Source organism: Desulfocastanea catecholica, assembly GCF_054657295.1.
Window position 1 is genome coordinate 1 of the sequence record NZ_BAAHYZ010000011.1, and the last position, 23,357, is coordinate 23,357.

The following is a 23,357-nucleotide window of genomic DNA, read 5'->3' on the forward strand; positions in this document are numbered from 1 at the left end:
CAAACTATATCACAAATCTGGAGTTTTTTGCTCCCTTTATTTTTTTCGCAACACTTTGTATTCCTGTTCTTTTCTCGCTTGTGGCACAGTGCAGCATCTTCGGCACTCACTAGGCAGACTTGGAGCTCATCCCTGATATATTTGGCACGAAAAATTTATAATACTTCGGCGTATCAGAGTACGTCGCAACGATAGAAATTTTGTACCCCGGGGGCACTTTCTGCGGGCGAACAATGACGCAGAGGAAGAATTTTATGAGGTCATGACAAATTTTTGGCTAAAAAGAGCAGGAAAGACAATACGATGATGGGGGAGATAATACGCAGGCAAACCACCGTTCAAGGGACTGAAGCGAGGCGTTTTTAGAGATATTTCTCCGGCGCTCTATCCCCAGTCTTTTTCAGGAATTGTTTTGCGAGGCTTTGTCTTCAATTTTCTTGGTTAAAATCACCGAGCGGACGCTGGAAGGTGTATTGTGCCGGGCTCACCACCAGGGTGTCCCAGGCCTGCTCAGAATTACCGCCGAGGGCGGAAAAGGGCCAGGAAACAACAAAAACCACTGTACCGAGCACGGTAGCAGCCAAGCCCAGCGGTCGCGCAGCGATAATGTCAATGGACATGGCTTCCGGACTGATCTTTCCTTGCTCCGGTGTCGGTTTCCCTGTCTCGGCCAAAGCAGAAAACGGAGACACCAGCAGGGCAACTATGAGAAAACATGTCATGAGTGTCTTTCGGTAATTGAGCATTGAACGTCTCCTTTTCATGAGGTTACCCTGTAAAACAGTGCACGTGGTCAGTACCTTACAGATTGACGTCATTTCTTGAAAATCCACCACAGGATCGACAGCACCACAGAAATGACAATACACGTGGTCAAGGGAAAGTAAAACTTAAAATTTTCAGATTTGAAGACAAAATCACCAGGCAGCCGGCCTAGATTCAATTTTTGCCACAATGGCCAGCACAGGCCAAGAATGACGAAGATAATGCCGATGGTGATTAATGTCTTTGCCATGTTCTGCCTCTACCATGACCCATATAGTACAGAGCGACAGGAAATTTCTCGTTCGATTAAACTTCAAACCGAACTGCACCCTGGTTCAATTCCTGCTGTAGGTCCCCATCAACTCTCCCTTGGCCAGTATGTGCCCCTGCATGGCCCGTTCAAGGTCTTCTTTCGTGGTCGCCTGGCCGAGATTGACAACGCTATCGAGGGCATAAATTTTGAAAAAGTAACGATGCTTCCCTGATGGTGGGCATGGGCCGCCATAGGTATTTCGCTTCCAGCTGTTTCTGCCCTGCATTGCGCCGGCAGGCAGGGCATTTTCGTGAATATCGCGCGCCTCTGTCGGGATATTCCAGACGACCCAATGTACCCAGGTACCAACCGGGGCGTCCGGATCATCCATGATCAGCGCCAGGCTTCCCGTGTTCGGTGGTAGTGCGCCAATCTGCAGCGGTGGACTGATATCGCTCCCGTCGCAACTGTAGCGGACCGGAATCGCCTCGCCATGTTTGAAGGCCTTACTCGAAATGCTCAAACTCTCCATTTCTACTCCCTCCTTGCTATGGGCCATTGCCGCAAACAGCATGCGCTGCGTCACTATCAGCAATGGCGCAATCAGCTGATGTATTATCCCACGCCGACTCAGCATGTGTAATCCAATCCGAAAGAGTGGTGGAACAACCTATGCGGTGTGATAATTATCAGAGAATTTTAATCATCGCCCCTCATTGGTTCAACTGATATTATTTTACTCCACTAAAAGCAGTCTGTACCTTACAGATGGTCTGCCTCTTTTTATGGCATGTTTTCAGGAGTCAGGCACTAATCTCTGGCCGGTACTCTCTTACGCAACAACACAGTGCAACCAAGGCAGAGCAGTGTCGCTCCGAAAATAATACAGAAAACAATCGACATCGCGTTCGATATCGCCAGTGAGAGCAGCGCTTCACTTTGCTCATTCAGCATCCGCCTGAATTCTTCACGAAAAAGATTTTCCATGCTTTTATGCAGCAGATCCATAACCTTGGACGGGATCATGGCCGAAGACTCTTGCAGATTATGAACCAGCCCGGTTGTCATCACACCACCGCAGATACCCACCCCGATCGTTCCGCCAAGCGTCCTGGAAAACTGGTGAAAGGAAGTCGCCACTCCCAGGTTGACCATGGAAAGATCTGCTTGTACCAGCAACAGTGTGGACAAGGTGACAAAACCCATGCCCAAACCGGCCAGCAGAAAAATCACAAAGCAGACGACCAGAGAGGTCTGCGGGGTAAAAAACAGCATAGCCGCGCTGCTGATCACCAGGATGAAACCACCCACTACGGCGGCCAGCTTGCTGCCTGTGCCGTCAACGAATCGACCGAGCACCAGAGAACCTGTCGACCAGCCAAGGCTTAGGGAGAGCATGCTTAGTCCCACCTGCATGGGGGTTTTTGCCAGTGCCCCTTCAATAAAAAGCGGGACATAGGCAAAAAGTGAAAAAATTGCAAAGCTGGCGAAGAAGGCCGCGCCGTTGCCGAGGGCAAAGACCGGCCGGGCGAAAAAGCGGAGATCGAGCACCGGATCAGCCGCCCGTTTTTCAATGATTATAAAAAGTACGGCAAAAATCGTTGATAGCGCGCCGAGCCCCACTATTTCACCGGACACCCAGCCATAATTTCGCCCACCAATGATGAAGATTGTCAGAAAGCAAAGAATAAAGCCGGAAAGACAGGTAATACCGGCTATATCCAATCGGACTTTTTTCGGCGTGCGGGCCTGTTGCTGCAGGCAACGACTTATTGTTGCAAGGGAGACGAGAGCCAGCGGCACATTAATATAAAAAATCCACCTCCAGGAGACATAGGTGACGATTACCCCGCCCAAGGTCGGACCGATAATCGATGAAATGCCCCAGACGGAACTGGCAAGCGAGAGTGTCTTGCCACGTTCACCGGGGGGCGAAATATCCGAAAGGACAATATACACCAGGGCAAATATTCCACCCGCGCCGATCCCCTGGAAGACTCTGGCACTGATGAGAATAAACATCGATGGGGCGGCGCCGGCCATAAGCGAGGCCAGCAAAAACACGGTGATGGAAAAGAGGAAGAGCTTTCTGCTGGAGTACCGGTCGGCCAATTTACCAAATATCGGTAGGCACACTGCCCGGGCCAGAAAATAGGCGGAATAGACCCAGCTGTACAGGGTCAGGCCTCCGAGATCGGTGACGATAGAAGGCATTGCCGCACTGACGATCAGGGCATCCAAGGCCCCCAAAAAAAGTGCCAGAAGTGCGGCAATAATAATAAAGGGCCTGTTTTGCGAAGTGGGTTTCGGCATATCGATAAATTGTGCAATTGACTGGGAGTGCTATCAAAAAGGAAATATAAATTTTGCTCGCCAAGAACTACAGCTTTCCACCTTTCACAAAAATGAGTAAATGAATATGCGCATTGACAACAAGTACATACTCCCTGGTTGTGAGTCAACACAGGAAGATTCAATACAGGAAGATTCAGTTCAGGAGGGTTCCATTGAGGAAGGTATTGAAGATCAGGTTTCAAGCAGCGGCGGAACCTTTCATCGACGATGGCTTTGACCATGGCTGGATAATGGGAGATAAAAGATACGATAATCATAAAAGGATACCGGTATGAAACGATGTGATTGGGTTACTGCAAACCTCTTGGCGTATCATGATGAAGAATGGGGGGTGCCGGTACATGATGATCGAAGGCATTTTGAAATGCTCATATTGGAGGGGGCGCAGGCTGGATTGAGCTGGGAAACGGTGTTACGAAAAAGGGAGGCATATCGCACCGCATTCCAGGGCTTTGCAGCGAAAAACGTTGCCTGTATGACTGACAATGAACTGGAAGAACAAGTTGAAAATCCGGGAATTATTCGCAATCGTCTTAAAATATTTACCACGAGAAAGAACGCCATTGTCTTTCTCGATATCCAGAAGGAGTTCGGCAGTTTCGATGCGTACATCTGGCGCTTCGCCGGTGGAAAACCGCTGGATGGCAAACGCCAGACGATCACAGATGTTCCGGCAACAACAGCCGAGAGCTGGGCCATCTCCAAAGATCTTAAAAAGAGGGCATGTCCTTCGTTGGTCCAACCATCATCTATGCATATATGCAGGCAGTTGGCATGGTGAATGATCATTTGCTTTCGTGTTTTCGATATTCTGCCGTAAGAGAGCTGCAGTAAGCATGCATAACCGGTTTGATTTATCCGATACGATAAAGGCGCTGGCCTTCGCCGCCGGCTATCGGCACAGCCGGGAAAGAATCTCGAGATAGAGATCCACCCCTTCGGTTAAATCAGCCACCGCGACATATTCATCTACTTTGTGGGCCATACCGGAATCCCCCGGACCGAGCACGACAACAGGCGCATTGCCGAGACCTGGACCAAGAACCCCGCCATCGGTATAAAAGGTGACAATTGCCGGCGGGTGTGCCTGGCCCCGGACGGTGTCACAGGCGGCAAAAATCTCGTGTATGATTGCCGTGTCGGGGGGCGTCCACAGCGGCGGCAGATCAAAGAGTACCTGAAATTCAGGGCCGAGAGGTGCCAGCAGCGCGTGAAGTTTCTGCAGAATTTCGGCATGGGACCAGTTGACGGTAGAACGGATATCAAGACCCACTTCCGCCAGATCGGGAACGGAGTTGTAGTTGTCACCGCTGAAAAAACGGCTGGTGACCAGGGTTGCCTCGCCCATGACGGCATGGTGTCTGCCCCGGACGAGGTCCTCATTGACCGCAACAACGGCCTTTGCCGCCTTGAGCAGGGCGTTGTCGCCCAGTTCGGGAAATGCGGCATGGGCGGTTATGCCGTGGAACAGGGTCTTCAACCAGAACACCCCTTTGTGACCGAGCATGGGGACATTGCCGGTGGGTTCGGCGACCAGTATACAACGGGCTTTGGGAAGCACCTGCCGGTCGATGAGCCGGGTTGCTCCCCCGCAGCCAATCTCTTCGTCGGCGGTCAGCACCAGGGTAAGCGGCTGGTCTTTAATTGTCGATGCGACATGCAGCGCGGCGGCGACAAGCACGGCCACGCCCCCTTTCATATCCGCCGCCCCTCGGCCAAAGAGTTTGCCATCGACCACCAAGGCGTCAAGGGGCTCCATCGTCCAGGGCTGGGAGCCAAAGGGAACCGTATCCAGATGACCGGACAGGATGACGGAGGGCTGATCGGTTCGCCCTTTATGCGCCACCAGCGAGCTGCGATTTGGCCCGTACTGGTATTCCTTGATGAGAAAGCCGGCGTCCTGCAGCAGCGGCGCGACAATGCGGACGGCGTCCGTTTCGTTGCCGGGCGGATTGACGGTGTTCCGTCGGACCAGCTGTTGGGCTAAAGATAAGGCAAGAGTATGCGGCATGATATTCCCTGATAATTGGTAAAACAATCCCGGTGATGGGTTTTTAAAATTGCCGGATGTATGCGAACATGATAGTTTTGATGGTACTTTCGCGAGCGATGATAAGTTGGGGGTCCAACGAAAATTAGCCGTCTCAGTGTGTTTTCATGGCACAGCTTTATCTCAATGAGTATGTAAAAAATCTCGTCGGCCGAACGGTGTGCATCGCCTGTCGGGAGGGAATCCTGCGCGATCATTTCACTGAGATTGTTGCCGATATTAAATTTTTGGTGAGAAAAGGCGTAGTTACCACGCTGTTTCACAACCTGCCGCATCGCTTTGCCAACCAGAAATTGCTGCGAAAGCTGGAAATGCGCCTTCCCGAAACCAGCCTCATCCGGATTGCCCCGGAGCTGGACTTCTACCAGGCGGTCCTCGACCATCCGGATACCGTCTATAAGCTTATTTTTCTCGAGCGACGCTTCCTGATCGACAATAACGGCAATAAGATCAATGCGCTTACCACCAGCCGGGTACGGGAAGGCATGGCCGACTTTGCTGACTTTATCGCCAATGTCAATTTCAAAGACAATATGAACCGTCTCTGCGAAAAGATAGAGGCCGGCCAGTGCGACCGTATCCATATCCTGCCCGCTGGGAAAAATGCCATAAAGCACGAGCTGTTTACCGTGGAAGGGACCGGCACGATGATCGCCGATAACTTCAACGAGGAGTTCCGGCAGGTACAGACCGACGAGGATGTGGCCATCGTCCATCGCATTCTGGCCATGTATAAACGCTCAGGATTTTTGAAGCCTCGCAGCAAACAGTATGTACGCCAGAACCGGCAGCGATTTTTTGTCACGGCCATTGACGGCATTGTCGTCGGCTGCATGGAACAGAAGATAATCGATGAGAGGACCATCGAACTGGGCGCCCTGGCCATTTCCACGCGGTTTCGCAACCAGCGGGTCGGGGTGTATACGGTCAATGCCTTTATGCGGACGATGGTTGCCCAGGGCTACAGCCGCTTTATTTCCTTGACCAGGAATCCCCGCCTGCAGGCCCTTTTTCTGCAATTAGGCTTTGTTGCCGAGAGTCCGCCGCAATACCGCCGGCGGCAGAGTGAGAGTCCGGAGGTGCAGATGTTTTTTAAGGCCATTGACCAGCGCGAAATGGTTGAAACCGGGACGTCATTTCCCCAGTGAAAGAGTGGTGTTATTGATCACTCCAGTCCGTCCTTGCAGGCATCCAGGTCGATCGAATATTTGTTGATCTTATCGTACAGCCCTTTGCGGGAGAGTCCCAGCACCTGATGTGCCAGGCCCACCTTCCCGCCATGCCCGCAGAGGACGCGGGTTATGTACTCCTTTTCGAGTGGCTCGATATAATCCCGAAGCTGTGGTAATTTTTTTTCACTCAAATCGGGGGGCACAGGGCTTGAATCTTTATTTTCGATTGTGGGCTCCTCGCCGAAGACACAGATTCTCCGCACATAATTTCGCAGTTCGCGGATATTGCCCGGCCAATCCTGACTGCAGATTTCCTCGAGCTGCTGCGCGGTGAAAGGCGGCACCGACTGCTCTCGCCCCCGGCAATATTCCTGGCGGAAAAACTCAACCAGCAGGGGGATATCGTCTTTGCGTTTTCTGAGCGGGGGGATATCGATCGACAGGACATTGAGGCGGTAAAATAAATCCTGCCGAAAGGTACCGGAGGAGATTTCATCGGCAAGATTCTTATTGGTCGCGGAAATGATCCGTGCCTGCAGCGGCAGCTGGGTGTTGCTGCCCAGACGGCAGAAACTGCGCTCCTCCAGAACCCGGAGCAGTTTCGCCTGCAGGGGAAGAGGAAGGCTGCAGATCTCATCGAGGAACAGCGTACCGTCTTTGGCATATTCGAACTTACCGATTTTTGCGGCGACTGCTCCGGTGAAAGCACCGCGCTCATGACCAAACAGTTCCGACTCGACGATCTCGGCCGGCAGGGCGGCCATATTCACCCCGACGAAGGGGCCTTTCGGGCTGGCAATCTGATGAATGGCCTGGGCCACCAGTTCTTTGCCTGTCCCCGTTTCACCGCTGAGCAAAACAGGGTCCGTCTCTTTGGCCACCATTTCCACCACATCAAAGAGGCGGTGCATTAAGGGATGACAGCCAACCATGCCGCGGAAAAAGGACTGGTGACATTGGCGGGCAAGATCCTCCTGGAGTTTTCGGTTTTCAAGTATCAATCGTCTTTTTTCCACCGCCCGCTGCAGGGAGGCGAGGAGCACTTCCTCATCCACGGGCTTTTCAAGAAAATCATAGGCCCCAGCTCGAATAGCCTGAACCGCCAGGGCCACATCGCCGTGGCCTGTTATCATTATTATCGGCAGATCGCGATCAACTGCGCCTATCGCGGCAAGCAGCTGCATGCCATCCATTCCCGGCATCCGGATATCGGCGATGACTGCCATGTAAGATGCGTTTTTGACCCTTTGCAGAGCCGTCAGCGGGCTGGCTTGAAGATCAGCCTTGTAGCCGTTGAGCATCAAAGTCTGGCCGATAGCCGACAGAAGATATTGATCGTCATCAACGACCAGAATAGAGCGGTTTATTTCCGGGGCTACGTCTGTCATGAGCTATCCTTGACAATTATTATTGGTATATTCAGGCAGATATACCGTAAAGGTGGTGGCGCTGTGCGGCGTGCTGGTCACCTTGATATGTCCGCCGAAGCCTCTGACAATCCGTTCGACTATCGATAATCCCAGCCCCATACCGGAACCCACCTCTCTGGTCGTGAAAAACGGATCGAAGATTTTATTCAGGACATCCATCTCAATTCCTTCCCCGTTATCGATGACGGAGATTCCGACATAAGCTTTTGGCTGCAGGCTATCAGGATCGACACCGGTATGTTTGAATGTGGTTATCCTGAGGATCGGGTCGCTGGTCTCGGCCATCGCCTGGATGGCATTCTGGATGAGATTGAGGAGAACCTGCTCGATTCGCACCTCCTGCCCCAGGACCTGATTGTCATTCTCATCCAACGTCAGGTCAACCTTAATATCCGAGAGAAGCAGCTGCGCGTCAAGAAAACTGAGGACATCAAAAATAATGACATTGATTCTCACCGGTGCAACCTCTTCTTTTACCTTGCTGGCAAAACCTTTGAGACTGCGGATAATGCTTGAGGAATGATTCACCCGTTCAATGATTGTCACGAGGTTTTCCTTGATCATTGCCGCATTATGTAAAGGATCATCCATAGCCTTGATGCAGTTGCGGGCAAGCAGCAGCACGGTGTTTAAAGGCTGGGTCAATTCGTGGCCGATACCGGCGGCCATTTCACCAAGACTGGCCAGCCTGCCGGAGTGGATGAGCTGATCCTGTACTTCCCGCATCCGGCCCATGACTTCATAAAAATCGCGCCGGTCGGAAGCGACCAGCATATGCAGGATGCGCCCGGATTCGGTGATATAGGTTGTCCCCCTGATAATAACCGGCACAGGTTTGCCGCTGTGACTGAGCAAGGTGGTTTCCAGATCCTGAAATTCTCCGGCCGATAACCGTTCGGTCAGGAGCTGCAAGCTCTCTTTACCGGTGATATCGCTGAGTGACAGGCCGGTTTCCTGCTCCTTGACTTCAAGAACATTATAGAACTCCTTGTTCGCCTGGACAATCTTCAGATCGGCGGAGAGAACAATGATCAGGTCCGAGAGATTGGACATGATCTTATCGATAAATGATTTGTTTGCCTCGACTTCTTCATGTTTTTTCAGAAACCTGACAACAAGATCTTTTTTCTGTCTCTCAAGAATGTCAATGAGGATATTGTTCCCGTTTTCCGCATTGTTATCACTTTCCATAGGTCTCTAGGTCTCCTTTTGTCACCTCAACTATACATCGCGGCAGCAAAACAAATTTCGATTGTAACCATCAGTTAACAATATTTCTTTCCTCATTTCAAAGGATTGTCGAGGGAGGGTTGTTTTTGTCACCACTGCTTCACAAAAAACCTTGTGCAGTCTTTGTTCGAGTCTCCCTATCCGTTCTGGCAGAAGTTCGCTAAGTCAATGTTATTAAAATTAATATATTGATATTTCACCAGTTGGTTCAAACCGGCATGACGGTTGCTAGTAACAAGACATTATAAAAGCGAGGAGCCTTCAACCGATCGGCAACAGGAGAGGGTCGATGATCAGAGGATTGTATTATAAAGGCGAAAAACAGCCGAGATATCTCACCATTGACGAGATCGCCACAGCCTGTCGAATTTCACCAAAGAAGGTGAAGGGATGGGTTTCTCAAAAAATCCTCCATTCGGCTGCAGTTGACGAACATTTGGTGGCAGAGGATGAAGTCCTGACCTTCCTGCTGCGAAATAATATGCCTGTCGTTTCTTCTCTCCTTCCTCCCAAGACCGGAAAAATCCTGTTTATAGCCTTCAGCAGTGTTGAGCTGCGGGAGAAAGAGCAAAGCTCCGAGCAGATCTGCCGGCTGTTTGCCGAAAATTATAATCTCGTGCTGGCAAAGAGCACAACTCTCGGACGACCTTCCCATTTGAGTATCCTGACCTTCAAACCTGATGTGGTAGTTATTTTTCAAAAATCGTTCAATAAAGATCTGGTCGAAACGCTTGAGTTTTTATCAACCATGCCGGCTTTGAGAACCATCCTCATCGCCGACCAGGCTACCAAGCTTGCAGTTGATAATGGTCTGCTTTCCCTACCTGCGGACCTGATTGTTTCTGAGAGCCTGCCGGACCATCAACTAGCAACAGGATTAAGTTTATTTTTCACAAGGTGAGGAATCAGCATGGAGAGAAAGAAAAAATACTATTCGGCAATAACCAGAAGGCTGCTGATCGCCTTTTTCTGCCTGAGTATCTTACCGATCCTGATCTTTGCCTGGATAATGAAGGACACCGTCGAGCAGACAAATGTCATTAAGCTGCGGGAATTGGCGACCAGCACCATCGAACACCGCAGCGAAGTTATCTCCAACTTTCTCAATGATAAGATTTCCCTGCTCAGCATGATGGTCTCCTTGTACCCCCGGGAATTTTTTCTTGTCCAGCAAAACCTCGACAACCTCTATCTGGCCATGAATTCGCGAGGGGGGGGGGATATAGTCGATCTCCAAGTGATCGATGCGGCAGGCATGCAGCACACCTATGTCGGCCCTTATCGCACCATGGTCAAAGATAAAAAGTACAGTGATGCACAGTGGTTCCAGGAAACCTTGTTAAGCGGCGTGCATTTCAGTGATGTTTTTACCGGTTTTCGCAATGTCCCTCATTTTGTCGTGGCGGTTACCGACTCCCTGAAGAGCTTTGTGTTGCGGGCGACCATCAATTCGAGCAGCTTTAACTCACTGCTTCATTCCGCCCAGCTCGGACCGCATAGCGACGCATTTATTATCAATCGGGCAGGGAATTTCCAGACTCCGAGTTTGTTGAACAGAACGGAGCTTGATGAAAACGAAAAAAAACTCATCTCTTTTGATAACAAATCCCAGGCGGTGATAACCAAAACCGATATCTACAAAACACGCTGGATCGGCAATGGCCAATGGTTGCTGGTGTTGAAAGCCAATTTAGCCGATTCGATGGATTTTTATCTGGCCCTGCGCAACCGTGTTTTCATCATTGTCGGAACGATCATTTTTCTTTCTTTGTCCGCCGCAGTGGCGACCAGTGTGGCTTTAGCCCGCAATCTTGAGCGGGCGGACAAGGAGCATGCCGCCAACAGCATGCAGTTTGCCCATGTCGAAAAAATGGCGACAATCGGCCGCCTGGCGGCAGGTATTGCCCATGAAATAAATAATCCGCTGCAGATGATCACCTCGCAAGCCGGATGGATCAGCGAACTGCTCCCTGATGAAGATCCGGCAGCTGTGAAAAATTTGGCGGAATATCAGAGTTCCATCGAGAAGATTCGCCATCATGTCAAGCGGGCCGGCACTATCACTCACCGACTGCTTGGTTTCTCAAAAAAAATGACGGCGCAGCAGGATCGGGTGCATATCAATGAGCTTATTTCTGAAACCCTGTCCTTTGTCGAGCGGGAAGCTGAGAACAACAGCATTGCCATCATCAAGAATTTCAGTCCTGACTTACCCGCCACAATGACCGATGGACCGCAACTCCAGCAGGTTTTTCTCAACCTCATAAACAATGCCCTCGATGCGGTCGGTCCAAAAGGGACGGTTGAAATCAATACGAGCTTGAGTGGTGATGGCCGTCTGGTTATTGAATGTGCCGACAATGGGCCGGGCATCAATCCGGAAAACCTGGAACAAATTTTCGATCCTTTTTTTACCACGAAGGATCCCGACAAAGGAACCGGACTGGGACTCTATATAAGCTATGACATTGTCAAAAAATTGGGTGGCACTATTTCAGTCGAAAACAGGAAGAGTGGAGGTGCTCTCTTCAGGGTCATCCTGCCGATTAAAAGCTACGGCAAGCAGGAGTGATACGTAATGGGAGATCTTCTGAACTTTTTTATCATCTCAAAAAAAGGAGTACATCATGAGAGAATTTAACGTACTGGTCGTCGATGATGAGGATGAATTCCGCGATGTCATTACCAAAAGTCTGGAAAAGCGAGGACTCCATGCGGAGGGTGCGGAAAATGGACTGAAGGCTCTGGAAATCCTGGAACACAGTCGTACCGATGTGGTGTTGCTCGATATCAAGATGCCCGGAATTGATGGTATCGAGACCCTGCGGCGAATACGCAGCCTGAAGCCCCTGGTGGAGGTCATTCTGCTGACCGGACACGCTTCAGTGGATTCGGGAATAGAAGGCATGAAACTTGGAGCTTTCGATTATCTCATGAAACCAATTGAGCTCGATCCACTGCTGGAAAAACTGTCCGATGCATATGAAAAGAAACGTCTACAGCAGGAAAAGATTGAAGCGGCCCTGATGAAGAAACATATGTCCATGCCGATCTAAAACACAACAGTTCTGTGAGGCGACGCTGGATTCTTAATAATTTTAATCAAAAGGTGTAAATTATGGGTAATTGCAGGGAGTTTTACGAGCTTATGCTAAAGGGCTCACAGGCTTACGCTAAGTGGGACCTGGAAATGTCAACCAATATCCTGAAGAGCGGTAAACGGAGGGCTCTTCTCTTTCTTATGCTTTTGCCGGTCCTGATCGGCGGCATCGCCATGGCCGCGGGCGACGGAACACTGCCGAATGTGCTGGGCGGCAAGTCAGCTTACATGCCGTCGCATTATACCAATCTCATTTTCTTCGCTTCGGTGTTTGTCGGTCTCTGTGCCGGGCTGATCACCGGGTGTATTGGGGCAGGCGGCGGTTTCATCATCGCCCCGGCGCTGATGAGTGCAGGGGTCAAAGGTATCCTGGCAGTTGGTACCGATCTTTTTCATATTTTCGCCAAAGCGATCATGGGCAGTGTGCTCCATAGAAAAATGGGCAATATCTCTGTCAGCCTGGCGGTCAATTTTCTTATCGGGTCGCTTATCGGAGCAACCCTGGGCGGGATGCTGAACAGGTATCTCTATGACCTTAACCCGGTGCTGAGTGATCTGTTTATTACCGTTGTTTATGTGTTTATTCTCGGTTTTCTCTCCTTCTATGCCCTGACGGATTACTTCAAAGCAAGACGAGGAGACGCGTTAGTCAAGAACAAAGCGAGCCGTGCCGAGGATGTCTCACCAATGGGGCAGAAAATACAATCGGTAAACATTCCACCGATGCTGACTTTTGACCAGGGCGTAACCCCCGGTGGCCGCAAGATCTCCGCGATGTTCCTTTGGGGCAGCGGTCTGATCGTCGGTGCTGCCGCCGCCATCATGGGAGTCGGCGGCGGTTTCCTGACCTTCCCTATATTTGTTTATGGTCTTGGCGTCTCCTCAATGACCACGGTTGGAACCGACATATTCCAGATCGTCTTTACCGCTGGATACACTTCCATCAGCCAGTATGCTATTTATGGATTTGTTTTTTATACCCTGGCCATGGGCATGCTGCTCGGCTCACTGGTCGGTGTGCAGATCGGTTCCCTGGTCACCAAGGTCGTACCGGGTGTTCAGATTCGCGGTTTTTTCGCCCTGGCAGTAACGGCCGGTTTCATCAACCGCTTTTTTGCCATGCCCGGAAAGCTGAAAAGCATGGATTACCTGCAGATTTCCAAAGAGACCGGGGCCATGCTCGATTTGGTTGGCAACAGTCTTTTCTTCCTGGTTATCGGTGCATTTGCCGTCTGGGTATTTTACGTCTTCTTCACCCATTTAAAAGATCTGAAATCTGAGGATTCGCTGTCTTCTGCGCCGGTTTTAACAGATCTCAAATTAAAAGAAGCGAAATCGGAGGGTCAATAATATGAGCATGCAGCGTAAACTTAAATTCCGTGGAATTGTCATGGTGGCCTCCTTTTTTGTACTGCTGGGGATCATCTTCACTCCGGTCTTTCCGGGCAAAATGAATGGTCTTGATTATATGGACAACCTCTTCAACATGATTTCGAAGGGTTCGTCCTACTTCATCCCTCAATCATTGGCTGAAAGTGAGAAATTTGCCGATAAGACGATCGATGTTACAATTACCGTGGCCAATGACCAGGAGGCCACGGAAATTGCCAAATTGTTTGTGGCAAGCGGCGCCCAGGTTGAGGCTACAGGTTTGGATTTGAACATCAAGGGAAATGTTGGGCAAATAATGAAAACGGCTCTGGAAGATGCCGACATGATGTTCAATAACAACGGCCAAGCGCTGGTAGACAAATATGGCTATGATGAAAAACGAGTCATGTTTAACTGGTGGACATCAAGTAGCAACATTAGTAAATTTCTCACCAAGGAGAAGAGGTTTGATGGGGCAAAATTATTTGATAATATACAGAAAAAGGCCCTCGAACCCGCTTATAACTACTATGGCGTAAAAATCGAGGACTGGAAGGCAAATATTGCCCTGGTCCTTGCATCTCTTGCTTTCTATGTTCTTTATACTCTTTGGTATGGGTTTGGATTAATGTATGTCTTTGAAGGATTGGGGTATAAAATAGGCCATTAGCTATTGGCTGGCACTGATCAAACCCTGCCGGATTGGTGAAAGAAGACCTTTGCCTTAATCCGGCAGGGCAGAAAAGGATATGGTATGCTGCGGATTTTTTCGTTGATAAAAGAAAGCCTGTTCCCTGCGCCGCCTCCTGTGTTAAGTCAGGAAGAACTTGCTGAGGCCTTCCGGAAAAGGTATACGCATTTCCGCAGTCTGTTGACGGCCAACAATAATGCCCTGCAGGCCATGGCTGATCTGGAAAAGATCTATTACGGCGGGGACAGTTACCGGATGGCGGTGATCCGCTCGAAGATAACGACCATCCTGGTCAATGTCTATAAAATGGTCCGCAGTCTCCTCGCCATGTCCTCCGGCAGATATGGTGAACTGGAGAAAATATTCGATACCATAAATTCCAATCTGGAATATATCATCGAAAAAAAACCTGAGTTGCCGCAGGGCCCGTTTATTCTCGGAGTACCTGAACTCAGCCTGAAAGACGCAACGCTGACAGGCGATAAAATGGCCTGTCTCGGTGAGCTTTCCCGGCTTCCGGGGATTATGGTCCCGCCAGGTTTTGTGCTGACGGCCACGGCTACCAGAAAATTTCTCACCGCCGAACATCTCGCCGAGATCAACAGGCGGCTGCAGGTGCTTGATCCCGATGATCTTGACGCCCTTTATACGGGTTGCCATGGCATTCAGTCGATGATTCTCGCTTTGCCTCTGCCGGCAGATCTTGAGGAATTGCTGCTGGTGCATTATAACAGGCTCGAAAAAGCTGCCTTTGCCGGTTGCCGGGTTTCCATGCGGTCAAGCGCACTGGGCGAAGATAGCGCAACGGTGTCCTTTGCCGGTCTCTACCATAGTGTGTTGCATGTCGATAGGACCAATATTGTTGCCGCATATAAAGAGGTAATCGCCAGCAAATACGGCGCCAGGGCCATTGCCTATCGGCGGAAACGAGGCTACCGGCATGAGGATATCGAGATGTGTGTCGGGTGTATGGTCATGGTCGACGCCCTGGTCAGCGGGGTTGTTTACAGCAGAGACCCCGGGCAGGAAGACAATGGTCTTTTGCGCATCAATGCCACGGCCGGAATCGCCAAAGGAGTGGTGGATGGCTCACAGGCCGCCGACCTTTTTCTCGTCAGCCGGGAAAAACCCTACCCGGTCGTCTACAATGAAATACGTCAACTGGTGGCCAAACAGGGAACAACGCAGACGGCCGGACCATCTCTTACCTATAATCAATTAAGAAAACTGGCGGAAACAGCGCTGTTACTTGAAGAACATTTCGGCGAACCGCAGGATATCGAATGGTCCTTCGACCACCAGGGAGAGCTCTATATACTGCAGAGCAGGCCGCTGACCGGAGGACACCCCGCGGTGGAAACGTCGAAAAAACCGGAAATAACTGTCGCTGATTCAAGGGAACAGCCAATTATCTTCGGCGGTGTTTGTGCCAGCAACGGCATTGCCAGTGGACAGGTTTTCCGGGTCGACTCGCCCGAGGCCATGCGTCGTTTTCCAAAAGGAGGCATCCTGCTGCTTGCCCACCCCTTGCCGGAGTGGGCACCGCTCCTCAATCGGGCCACTGCGGTTATTGCCGAAGGCGGCACCGAGGCCGGACATCTGGCGACGGTCTCACGGGAATTCGGCATACCCGCCCTGTTTGGTCTGCCGGACGCTCTGAAACTGCTTGAAGATGGTCAAACGATCACCTTGCATGCCACCGGCAGGGCTGTATATGACGGACGCCGGGAGGATCTCCTGCGGCAAAAAAATGTTAAAAAAGATATTATGGCCGGCAGTCCGGTCCAAAGGATTCTCACCGAGGCCCTGCAGTGGATTACCCCGCTCAACCTCAATGACCCTGCCTCCCCACGGTTTAAATCCTCATGGTGTGAGACTCTGCATGACATCACTCGTTTCTGTCATGAAAAATCGGTGACGGAGATGTTCAGTTTCGGTCAGACTCATCGTTTTGACCAGTCCGCCGCCAAACGACTTGTCGGTGATGTCCCGCTGGAATGGTGGGTGATAGATCTGGCCGATGGTTTCCGGGAAGGGGCAGGGGAAGGTGTTAAAACGATCCGGATCGAAGACATTGTCTCGATCCCGATGCTGGCCATCTGGCGGGGTATTTCCGCCTATCCCTGGCAGGGACCGCCCAGGGTCAGCGCTCGGGGTTTTGGTTCGATTATCTTTCAGTCGACCATGCGGCCGGAGCTTGATCCGTCGGTGCCATCGGCTTTGACCACTAAAAATTATTTTCTTATTTCCAAAAATTTCTGCAATCTCAGTGTTCGTCTGGGCTATCATTATGCCATGATTGAAGCCTATCTCAGTGATCTGCTCACCGAGAGCTACGTTACTTTCAGATTTAAAGGCGGAGCCGCCGATCAGCAACGCAAGGCGGTTCGTGCCAGGCTGCTGGCCGATATTCTGCTGCAGTATGATTTTCGCATCGAGTTACGTTCGGACTCTCTGCTGGCCAGAGTAAAAAAACGATCGCTGGAATTCCTTGAACAGCGATTGCAGGTTCTTGGCTATCTGACACTGCACGCCCGACAGCTGGATATGGTCATGGAGCAGCCTGGCGTGGTTGACCGGTACCGGGAGAAGTTTTTGCGGGAAATTGAAGAAATGCTTGGCAAAACAGCATCAATATGTGCGGAGGATGATCATGGCGAAGATAAAGAAAATCCTGTTAGTTGATGATGAAGCTGATTTCCGCGAGACAATGGGAAAATTATTTTCCAGAAGGAAGGTAGATTTTAGTCTGGCGGAAAGCTGCATGGACGCACTGGAGCAGATTGAGCATGAGGATTTCGATGTGGTGGTCATGGATGTCTCGATGCCCGGACTCGATGGTCTCAAATGTATGGCGGAGATGAAAAAGGTTCATCCACACCTGGAGGTGATAATTCTCACCGGTCATGCCTCACCTCATGCAGGTGTTGCGGGGATAAGAAAGGGGGCCTTCGATTACTGCCTGAAACCAATCGACTTCGAAGAGCTGCTTGAAAAAATCATGTTGGCAAGAAAATCGCTTGCCGAGTAATGGTAGCCTCTGCGTTGAAATATTTCAGTTTGCCCTGTTTTCCTGTTCACTCCTGTGGCATTCCTCAAAGGCTTAACCAGCAAGCCAGCCGGTGGTAGCCCATACCGTATTCGGTCCGGATGGAATCGAAGGTGGAAGCAACTCTTCTGAATTTATCGTGAATATGGCGGAGATTCGTTGTTGACAATGCATGGTTTTTGTTCAAAAACTGCTACGGTGTAATTTTCCGAGAAAAAAGAAAAACAAGGAGAACAGCCGTGCAGCTTATGTTCAGTCTTCGATCGAAAATTGTCGCAATTTTCTCGGCAATGGTTGTCATTGTCGTCCTTGGTGGGGGAGTTATGTATTGGTACACCCATCAAATTGACACAATGCTCAACTCGATGGTGCAGAAGGAATTTGTCCTGTATAAATCAGCGCTGGACATGGAGCTTGCCCTGGCCAACCAAAAGGGATTTCTCACCTACTATGTTGTCGATGGCGACGAGAAATGGCTCAAATCGCTGTGGGAATATCGCCAGGTTTTCCGCCAGTACCTGAATCAGGTGGTCTCCCTGGAGTTGAATTCGAACCAGAGGGAAACCATTAACAGTATTGCTGCGAAGTACGATGAGTATGTCGAGGCAAAAGACGTGGCGATCGACACGTATCGGCGTGGCATTATGAAAGAGAGTATTTCCAGCCTGCACGAGAAGCAAAGGGATGTTTTTTTTGTTCTGCTCGAACTCTGTCGCACGTTCAGCCGCGATCAATGGCAGCTTCTCCAGCAAACGGAAGAAGACAACAGCCTGCGGTCTGCGCGACTGAGGATCATGGCTTTCTCCGCTCTGGCCGTCTTTTCGGCCCTGTGCGCTTTTTTTCTTTTTATTCTCTATCATCAGATTCTTGGGCCGATCAGGGAACTTGCCCTGAAGACGGGAAGTACGGCCAGGGAAAGCTCCAGGGATGAGGTTGACTCGCTGCAGCATTCGTTGAATGGCATGATGCGCGATTTTGATGCAACCAGTGATGAATTAGTGCGAAGTCGCAAGCATCTGCAGGAGGCAGAACGAATGGCCATGGTGGGCGAGCTGGCGGCAGGGGTTGCCCATACAATCAGGAACCCTTTCACCTCCATTAAAATGAGGATGTTTTCCCTGGGAAGATCGCTCGAACTGTCCGAAGCACAGGATGAGGACCTGCAGGTCATTTCCGATGAAATAGCGAGAATAGACAAGATTGTCGAAAATTTTCTCGAGTTCGCCAGACCGCCGAAACTCAGGCTGCAGGAGTGCCGTCTAGGCGAAGTCATCAATGGGGTATTAACCCTGCTGGAATATCGACTCCGAGCCTATAATGTGGATCTGCACTACACCTTCCAGCCGGACCTGGGGAAGGTCCAGCTCGATCCCGACAGGCTGAAAGAAGCTCTGGCTAATCTGATTATCAATAGCTGCGAGGCAATGGAGACCGGGGGGTGGATTGCCATCAGTGAAACACGGGAAAACCACCCGACGATGGGCAACGTTGCCGTCGTCACCGTCAGTGACAGCGGTCCGGGAATCCCTGAAACGATACAGGACAAGGTCACTACGCCGTTTTTTACTACCAAGGAAGATGGTTCCGGGCTTGGACTCAGCATTGTCGCAAGAATCGTCAAGGAACATCATGGAAAATTCATTGTCACTTCGAAACTTGATCAGGGTGCGACCTTTGTCATCCTGTTGCCGACAGGAGCACACACCTCATGAGCCTGATTCTGATAATTGATGATGATCAACAGCTGGGACAAAGTTTTGCCAAGATCCTGTCACAGGATGGCTATACAACCGCTCTGGCATTTACCGGCCAAGAAGGCATAGAACAGGCAAAGGTACAGAATCCGGACCTGGTCATCCTCGATGTTCGTCTGCCGGATATGGGCGGGCTTGAAGTGTTTGAGGTCATCCATGGGATACTGCCGAAACTTCCGGTCATCATCATAACTGCCTACAGCAGCACGGAAACCGCCATAGGGGCCATACAGCAGGGCGCGTATGATTATATTTTCAAACCCTTTGACGTGCCTGAAATGTTGCAGCTGGTGGAAAAAGCGCTGATCGCCGGTCGCTGCATGTCTTCCCCGGTCGATGTCAATCCTGCCGCCGAGGTCTACACCGGCAGGGAGGCTCTTGTCGGAAACGGCCAGCGCATGCTGGAGATTTATAAGGCTATCGGCAGGGTCTCTTCGACGGATGCCACTGTGCTGGTCAGGGGGGAATCGGGAACCGGGAAAGAGCTCGCTGCACGGGCAATTTATAATTATTCGAGCCGGGTGGACAAACCCTTCGTCGTCATCAACTGTGTCGCCATTCCGGAAACCCTGCTTGAAAGTGAACTTTTCGGCTACGAAAAGGGGACCTTTACCGGGGCGGTACACAGGCGGGTCGGCAAGATTGAGCAGGGCAGGGGTGGCACGGTCTTTCTCGATGAAATTGGTGATATGCCCCTCAGTATCCAGTCGAAATTTCTCAGATTATTGCAGGAAAACAGCATTGAAAGACTCGGGGGAAAAGAACCGATCGATGTGGATGTCCGGATTATTGCCGCAACCAACAGGGATCTCGAGGCGGCGGTTGCCAATGGCACATTTCGAGAGGATTTATACTATCGACTGCGGGTGGTGACCCTCACCATGCCGCCTCTCAGAGAGCGCAAGGAAGATCTCGAAACCCTGGCCGATTATCTTCTGACCCGGCTTTCAGTCGAGATGTCCGTCAAAAATCCGGGGATCAGTGCCGGTGCATTGCAAAAGATCAAAGAATATGATTGGCCGGGAAACATCAGGGAACTGATGAATAGTATAAGAAAAGCCCTGATCTTTAACCGGGGTGCACCTGTTCAGGCAGAAGACATTACCTTGATCCGCCAGGAGCCGCTGCGTGGTAATGGTCCCGGAGATCCCGCCGGTAATGAGGCCGTCCGCTCGTGGGTCCGGGCTGTGCTCAATTCCGGAGAAAAAGAGAAACTTTTTGACTCCTGTATGGATGATGTCGCAACGCTTCTCGTCCAGGAAGCTCTGCTTCTCACCCAGGGCAACCGGTCTCGTGCGGCGAAATTGCTGGGGCTGTCTCGACCCACATTGCATGCAAAAATAGAGAAATATGATTTAGGCCGGGCGTCCGAGGGGAGTGAGTAGCCGGTGGGACTGGGCCGCGGCTTTTGTTGTGGCGGATTTTCGATCCCGGTTATTTTTCTGCAAATGCCTGGAATAAGGCATGAGCGACACTTTTAACTGAACTGATACTTGCAGCATTTTTTTCAATCTGGCTGATATTATCAGCTGTCTTCAGCCCGCTGAGTATGTCCGTATAGCTATGAAAAATTATCTGGGTTGCGGCATGATGACGCAGAATTTTATCAATAATGGTCTGGTCGAAGGGATGAAACAGCTGCGGATCAAGGATGAGAAGGTCCATCCGGCTGGAACTGCACAGATATTCATAGGCCTTGTTTGCAGACTTGAGGCTGTGCACCGCATAGCCTTCTTTTTCCAACTCGCGTTGCAGAAGGTCGCAGACATGGTGATTGCTGTCTGTTACCACAATAGTAAATGATTCAGGTGGGCGCATGGCTGTCTTATATGCTGCAATTTTCTTTCATACCCGGGGGATCGTCGTCGGGGTATTGTTTGCGGCAAAAACCTCGGGATACAATTTTTCCGCGCAACGAGGGCAGAGTCCATGACTGAATCTGGCGTCTGACCTTTCATGGATATACGTCTCTATCTGCTGCCAGTTTCCCTGCTCATCGCAGATCTTTTTGCAGGACGAACAGATACGCAACAATCCCTCCAGATATTGCATTCTGCTAAATAATATTCTTGTATTACGGATAATTATCAAACCAAGTGGCGCTATGATCAGCGTCTCGAAGAGTGATTCCCGCCAATTGACCGGGGTTGCGATACCTCCAAGCAGACCATGCGGCAGATCATGAATTTCATCAAGCCATATCAAAGCAATCATCGCAGTAAATGCCATAAGCTGATAGGAGAGTACTTTTTTGGAAAGAAGCGCTTTGTTGATTATTTGCATATTCAGGACGTCCCTTCTTTGTTAGTTTTGCCGATAGATGGCCTTCAATCCTGCTGATTCCTCGGTTCGTGCAGTTCATTTTGCATACAGGTGCATTGGCGACAGGGAAGGCGCGTAAGCATGTTGCCCTGGGTGAAAAGAAACCCTTACCCTCTGAAACCGCTCGATTATTTCACCTGTTATGTTCAGTAAGCTGTTGTTTTCCCATGAGATAACCAGGTCATGGAGTGATTGGGCATATGCTTGTTCATTAAAGAGGAATTGCGTCCATCCCGAGACCTTTTCATCATGCCGCCGAATATGTTCTCTGGCGGCATCCTCGCTTAACCCATCCTGCTGCATAGCCCGTCGAACACGGCCCTGTTCATCATCAAACACCAACACCTTGAAAACCTGGTCGCTTTCTGTATCGAGAAGTGAGGTGTGTACGCCATAGAAGATGCAGCCGCCTGGAGATAATTTCCGTCGAGCCTCCAATGAGCACCTGAGAAGATTGATATATTTTTCTTTTTTAAGTTTGTATCGGTTCAACGCCGGTGAGGTCCTGAAAAGTATTTTCTTTAACTTGTCAACATGAACACCGAATTGGTCGGAGATATCCGAGAAGAGCATTTCATCGGTATAAACCCGCAGGTGCAGTGCATTCGACAATTCACCAATAAGCCCGGCTTCGTCGGTGTATGAACATGGAAAAAGGGCAAGAGAGTGCATTTCCTGTCTCCTCGTGTGCAGTGTGAAAACGATAGAGTGGCGGTATATATATTTCTGAAGCAAAGAACATGCCAGCACCCCTGCCTGCCTTGCCGGCATCATTTTGTCAAGGTGTTCCGGCAACAGCGTACGGTAACAATCATTAAAAATTTTAATTTGGCAAACACCAGTGTCAGTTCCTTTTACAGGTTGTTAAGTATTCGGACGCAAGTCGCACAGCTGACGCCTGGAGCGCAGCATCCTGAGAATTTTGTTCATTCGATAATTCCCGATAAGTTTCTGATATTGATTTTAATAATGATAAATTTTCCGACACGGCTCGTCATGGCATACGGGTTGCTCTGCACTTGATAACAAGCAAAGGCGCAGGCCGCGCTAGGTTTCAATGGAGAGATGCTCATGATCAGCGGATGGTATCACAGCGAAAAAAACGGACAACGGCTCCTGACCAGCGAGGAGGTAGCCACTGCATGTTGCATCACCAATGACGAGGTGAAAAAGTGGCTGGAAGATAATCATCTCAAGCGAGCCCGGCCGGGAGAAGATCTTGTCGATTCGGCCGAGGTGATTTCTTTTTTGATCAGGCACAATATGCCTGTCTCGCCATGGCTTCTTCCTCCGCAAACAAAAAAAATTCTCTTTATCGCTGCCGACGAAGGTCAATTTCAGGATCAGTCAGACACCTTCGATCACATCTGTAGATTCTTTGCCGAGAGCTGCAATATTCTTGTCGAGACTTCGCTTGCCGGGAAATACGCCGACCTGTGTATATTTACTTTTTGCCCGAATATAGTCGTTATGTTTATCAGGGAGTGTTCTGAATATACCGAAACTACGCTAAATTTTCTCTCGAGCATCCCGGAGCAGCAGACGATTCTCATTGTCGACGAATTGCTTTGGAAAGCAAAGGTCGACGGTCTGCTCACTCTGCCGGCTCATCTTATTGTCAGTGAAAACCTGCCGGTTGCATCTTTAAGGTCGCAGCTGCAATCGGTTTTCGTCAACCGGTCTCAAAAAAGGAGGCCATTGCCCATCTTCTGAAAAGGGGCACTTCGAAAACAGTTTGTAAAAAACGTTCTCGCCAGGGAAAAAATATGTCATCATGAGCTGCATGGTCAATTCTCATGTTTTAAGTTACTTTCC

21 protein-coding genes and 1 pseudogene are annotated in these 23,357 nt (G+C 50.3%); 12 read left to right on the forward strand and 10 right to left on the reverse strand.

The genetic code is table 11. From position 1 onward, the window contains the following. Positions 1-428: 428 nt before the first annotated feature. From ACYQ8U_RS11405 to ACYQ8U_RS11420, 4 genes are all read right to left on the reverse strand, one after another. A complete protein-coding gene (locus ACYQ8U_RS11405) occupies positions 429-746 on the reverse strand; it encodes a hypothetical protein (protein ID WP_459945673.1) in 318 nt (105 codons plus the stop codon). Positions 747-814: 68 nt separating this feature from the next. Further along, on the reverse strand, positions 815-1,015 hold the full coding sequence (locus ACYQ8U_RS11410; protein ID WP_459945674.1) for a DUF2905 domain-containing protein: 201 nt from the start codon (positions 1,013-1,015) through the stop codon (positions 815-817). Between the two features lie 85 nt (positions 1,016-1,100). Further along, positions 1,101-1,655, reverse strand: a complete 555-nt coding sequence (locus ACYQ8U_RS11415; RefSeq protein WP_459945675.1) for a YbhB/YbcL family Raf kinase inhibitor-like protein — start codon at positions 1,653-1,655, stop codon at positions 1,101-1,103. 173 nt (positions 1,656-1,828) lie between these two features. After that, a complete protein-coding gene (locus ACYQ8U_RS11420) occupies positions 1,829-3,331 on the reverse strand; it encodes an MFS transporter (protein WP_459945676.1) in 1,503 nt (500 codons plus the stop codon). A gap of 313 nt (positions 3,332-3,644) precedes the next feature. Between ACYQ8U_RS11420 and ACYQ8U_RS11425 the strand changes: the two are divergent. Beyond that, positions 3,645-4,207 (forward strand): annotated as a pseudogene (locus ACYQ8U_RS11425) (DNA-3-methyladenine glycosylase I). Between the two features lie 58 nt (positions 4,208-4,265). Here the strand turns inward: ACYQ8U_RS11425 and ACYQ8U_RS11430 are convergent. Beyond that, on the reverse strand, positions 4,266-5,384 hold the full coding sequence (locus ACYQ8U_RS11430; protein WP_459945677.1) for a M20 family metallopeptidase: 1,119 nt from the start codon (positions 5,382-5,384) through the stop codon (positions 4,266-4,268). A 146-nt stretch (positions 5,385-5,530) separates the two neighbouring features. Here ACYQ8U_RS11430 and ACYQ8U_RS11435 point away from each other — a divergent pair, with 146 nt between their 5' ends. Continuing rightward, on the forward strand, positions 5,531-6,571 hold the full coding sequence (locus ACYQ8U_RS11435; RefSeq protein WP_459945678.1) for a GNAT family N-acetyltransferase: 1,041 nt from the start codon (positions 5,531-5,533) through the stop codon (positions 6,569-6,571). Between the two features lie 17 nt (positions 6,572-6,588). On the opposite strand, the gene ACYQ8U_RS11440 is transcribed toward ACYQ8U_RS11435, so the two are convergent. Beyond that, positions 6,589-7,983: a sigma-54-dependent transcriptional regulator gene (locus ACYQ8U_RS11440; RefSeq protein ID WP_459945679.1), complete on the reverse strand. Its 1,395-nt coding sequence runs from the start codon at positions 7,981-7,983 to the stop codon at positions 6,589-6,591. Between the two features lie 3 nt (positions 7,984-7,986). After that, positions 7,987-9,216 (reverse strand): PAS domain-containing sensor histidine kinase, encoded by a 1,230-nt coding sequence (locus ACYQ8U_RS11445; RefSeq protein WP_459945680.1) that lies wholly within the window; start codon positions 9,214-9,216, stop codon positions 7,987-7,989. Between the two features lie 328 nt (positions 9,217-9,544). Between ACYQ8U_RS11445 and ACYQ8U_RS11450 the strand changes: the two genes are divergently transcribed. The 9 genes from ACYQ8U_RS11450 to ACYQ8U_RS11490 all read left to right on the forward strand — a co-directional run bounded on the left by ACYQ8U_RS11450 (position 9,545) and on the right by ACYQ8U_RS11490 (position 20,605). Next, positions 9,545-10,156, forward strand: coding sequence for a helix-turn-helix domain-containing protein (locus ACYQ8U_RS11450; RefSeq protein ID WP_459945681.1), 612 nt, complete (start codon positions 9,545-9,547; stop codon positions 10,154-10,156). 9 nt (positions 10,157-10,165) lie between these two features. Further along, positions 10,166-11,827 carry a sensor histidine kinase gene (locus tag ACYQ8U_RS11455; protein ID WP_459945682.1) on the forward strand — a complete coding sequence of 554 codons (1,662 nt, stop codon included), beginning with the start codon at positions 10,166-10,168 and terminating at the stop codon, positions 11,825-11,827. 55 nt (positions 11,828-11,882) lie between these two features. Then, positions 11,883-12,311: a response regulator gene (locus ACYQ8U_RS11460; protein WP_459945683.1), complete on the forward strand. Its 429-nt coding sequence runs from the start codon at positions 11,883-11,885 to the stop codon at positions 12,309-12,311. 62 nt (positions 12,312-12,373) lie between these two features. Next, the gene (locus ACYQ8U_RS11465; RefSeq protein WP_459945684.1) at positions 12,374-13,705 is read left to right on the forward strand and encodes a sulfite exporter TauE/SafE family protein; all 1,332 of its coding nucleotides are present in this window, start codon (positions 12,374-12,376) and stop codon (positions 13,703-13,705) included. A gap of 1 nt (position 13,706) precedes the next feature. Next, positions 13,707-14,396, forward strand: a complete 690-nt coding sequence (locus ACYQ8U_RS11470; protein ID WP_459945685.1) for a hypothetical protein — start codon at positions 13,707-13,709, stop codon at positions 14,394-14,396. A gap of 84 nt (positions 14,397-14,480) precedes the next feature. Then, positions 14,481-17,102 carry a PEP/pyruvate-binding domain-containing protein gene (locus ACYQ8U_RS11475; RefSeq protein ID WP_459945686.1) on the forward strand — a complete coding sequence of 874 codons (2,622 nt, stop codon included), beginning with the start codon at positions 14,481-14,483 and terminating at the stop codon, positions 17,100-17,102. Next, complete coding sequence (locus ACYQ8U_RS11480; protein WP_459945687.1) at positions 17,071-17,448, forward strand: response regulator; 378 nt, start codon at positions 17,071-17,073, stop codon at positions 17,446-17,448. The genes ACYQ8U_RS11475 and ACYQ8U_RS11480 overlap by 32 nt, the downstream gene beginning before the upstream one ends. Before the next feature lie 266 nt (positions 17,449-17,714). Continuing rightward, the gene (locus ACYQ8U_RS11485; RefSeq protein ID WP_459945792.1) at positions 17,715-19,178 is read left to right on the forward strand and encodes an ATP-binding protein; all 1,464 of its coding nucleotides are present in this window, start codon (positions 17,715-17,717) and stop codon (positions 19,176-19,178) included. Then, entirely contained in the window at positions 19,175-20,605 is a 1,431-nt protein-coding gene (locus ACYQ8U_RS11490) for a sigma-54-dependent transcriptional regulator (protein WP_459945688.1), read from the forward strand. The genes ACYQ8U_RS11485 and ACYQ8U_RS11490 overlap by 4 nt, the downstream gene beginning before the upstream one ends. A 49-nt stretch (positions 20,606-20,654) precedes the next feature. On the opposite strand, the gene ACYQ8U_RS11495 is transcribed toward ACYQ8U_RS11490, so the two are convergent. From ACYQ8U_RS11495 to ACYQ8U_RS11505, 3 genes are all read right to left on the reverse strand, one after another. Then, entirely contained in the window at positions 20,655-21,038 is a 384-nt protein-coding gene (locus ACYQ8U_RS11495) for a response regulator (RefSeq protein ID WP_459945689.1), read from the reverse strand. A 27-nt stretch (positions 21,039-21,065) separates the two neighbouring features. Beyond that, positions 21,066-21,503 carry a hypothetical protein gene (locus ACYQ8U_RS11500; RefSeq protein WP_459945690.1) on the reverse strand — a complete coding sequence of 146 codons (438 nt, stop codon included), beginning with the start codon at positions 21,501-21,503 and terminating at the stop codon, positions 21,066-21,068. 75 nt (positions 21,504-21,578) lie between these two features. Then, positions 21,579-22,214: a cytidylate kinase family protein gene (locus ACYQ8U_RS11505; protein WP_459945691.1), complete on the reverse strand. Its 636-nt coding sequence runs from the start codon at positions 22,212-22,214 to the stop codon at positions 21,579-21,581. A gap of 399 nt (positions 22,215-22,613) precedes the next feature. Here ACYQ8U_RS11505 and ACYQ8U_RS11510 point away from each other — a divergent pair, with 399 nt between their 5' ends. Next, positions 22,614-23,255, forward strand: coding sequence for a hypothetical protein (locus ACYQ8U_RS11510; protein ID WP_459945692.1), 642 nt, complete (start codon positions 22,614-22,616; stop codon positions 23,253-23,255). Positions 23,256-23,357: the final 102 nt, after the last annotated feature.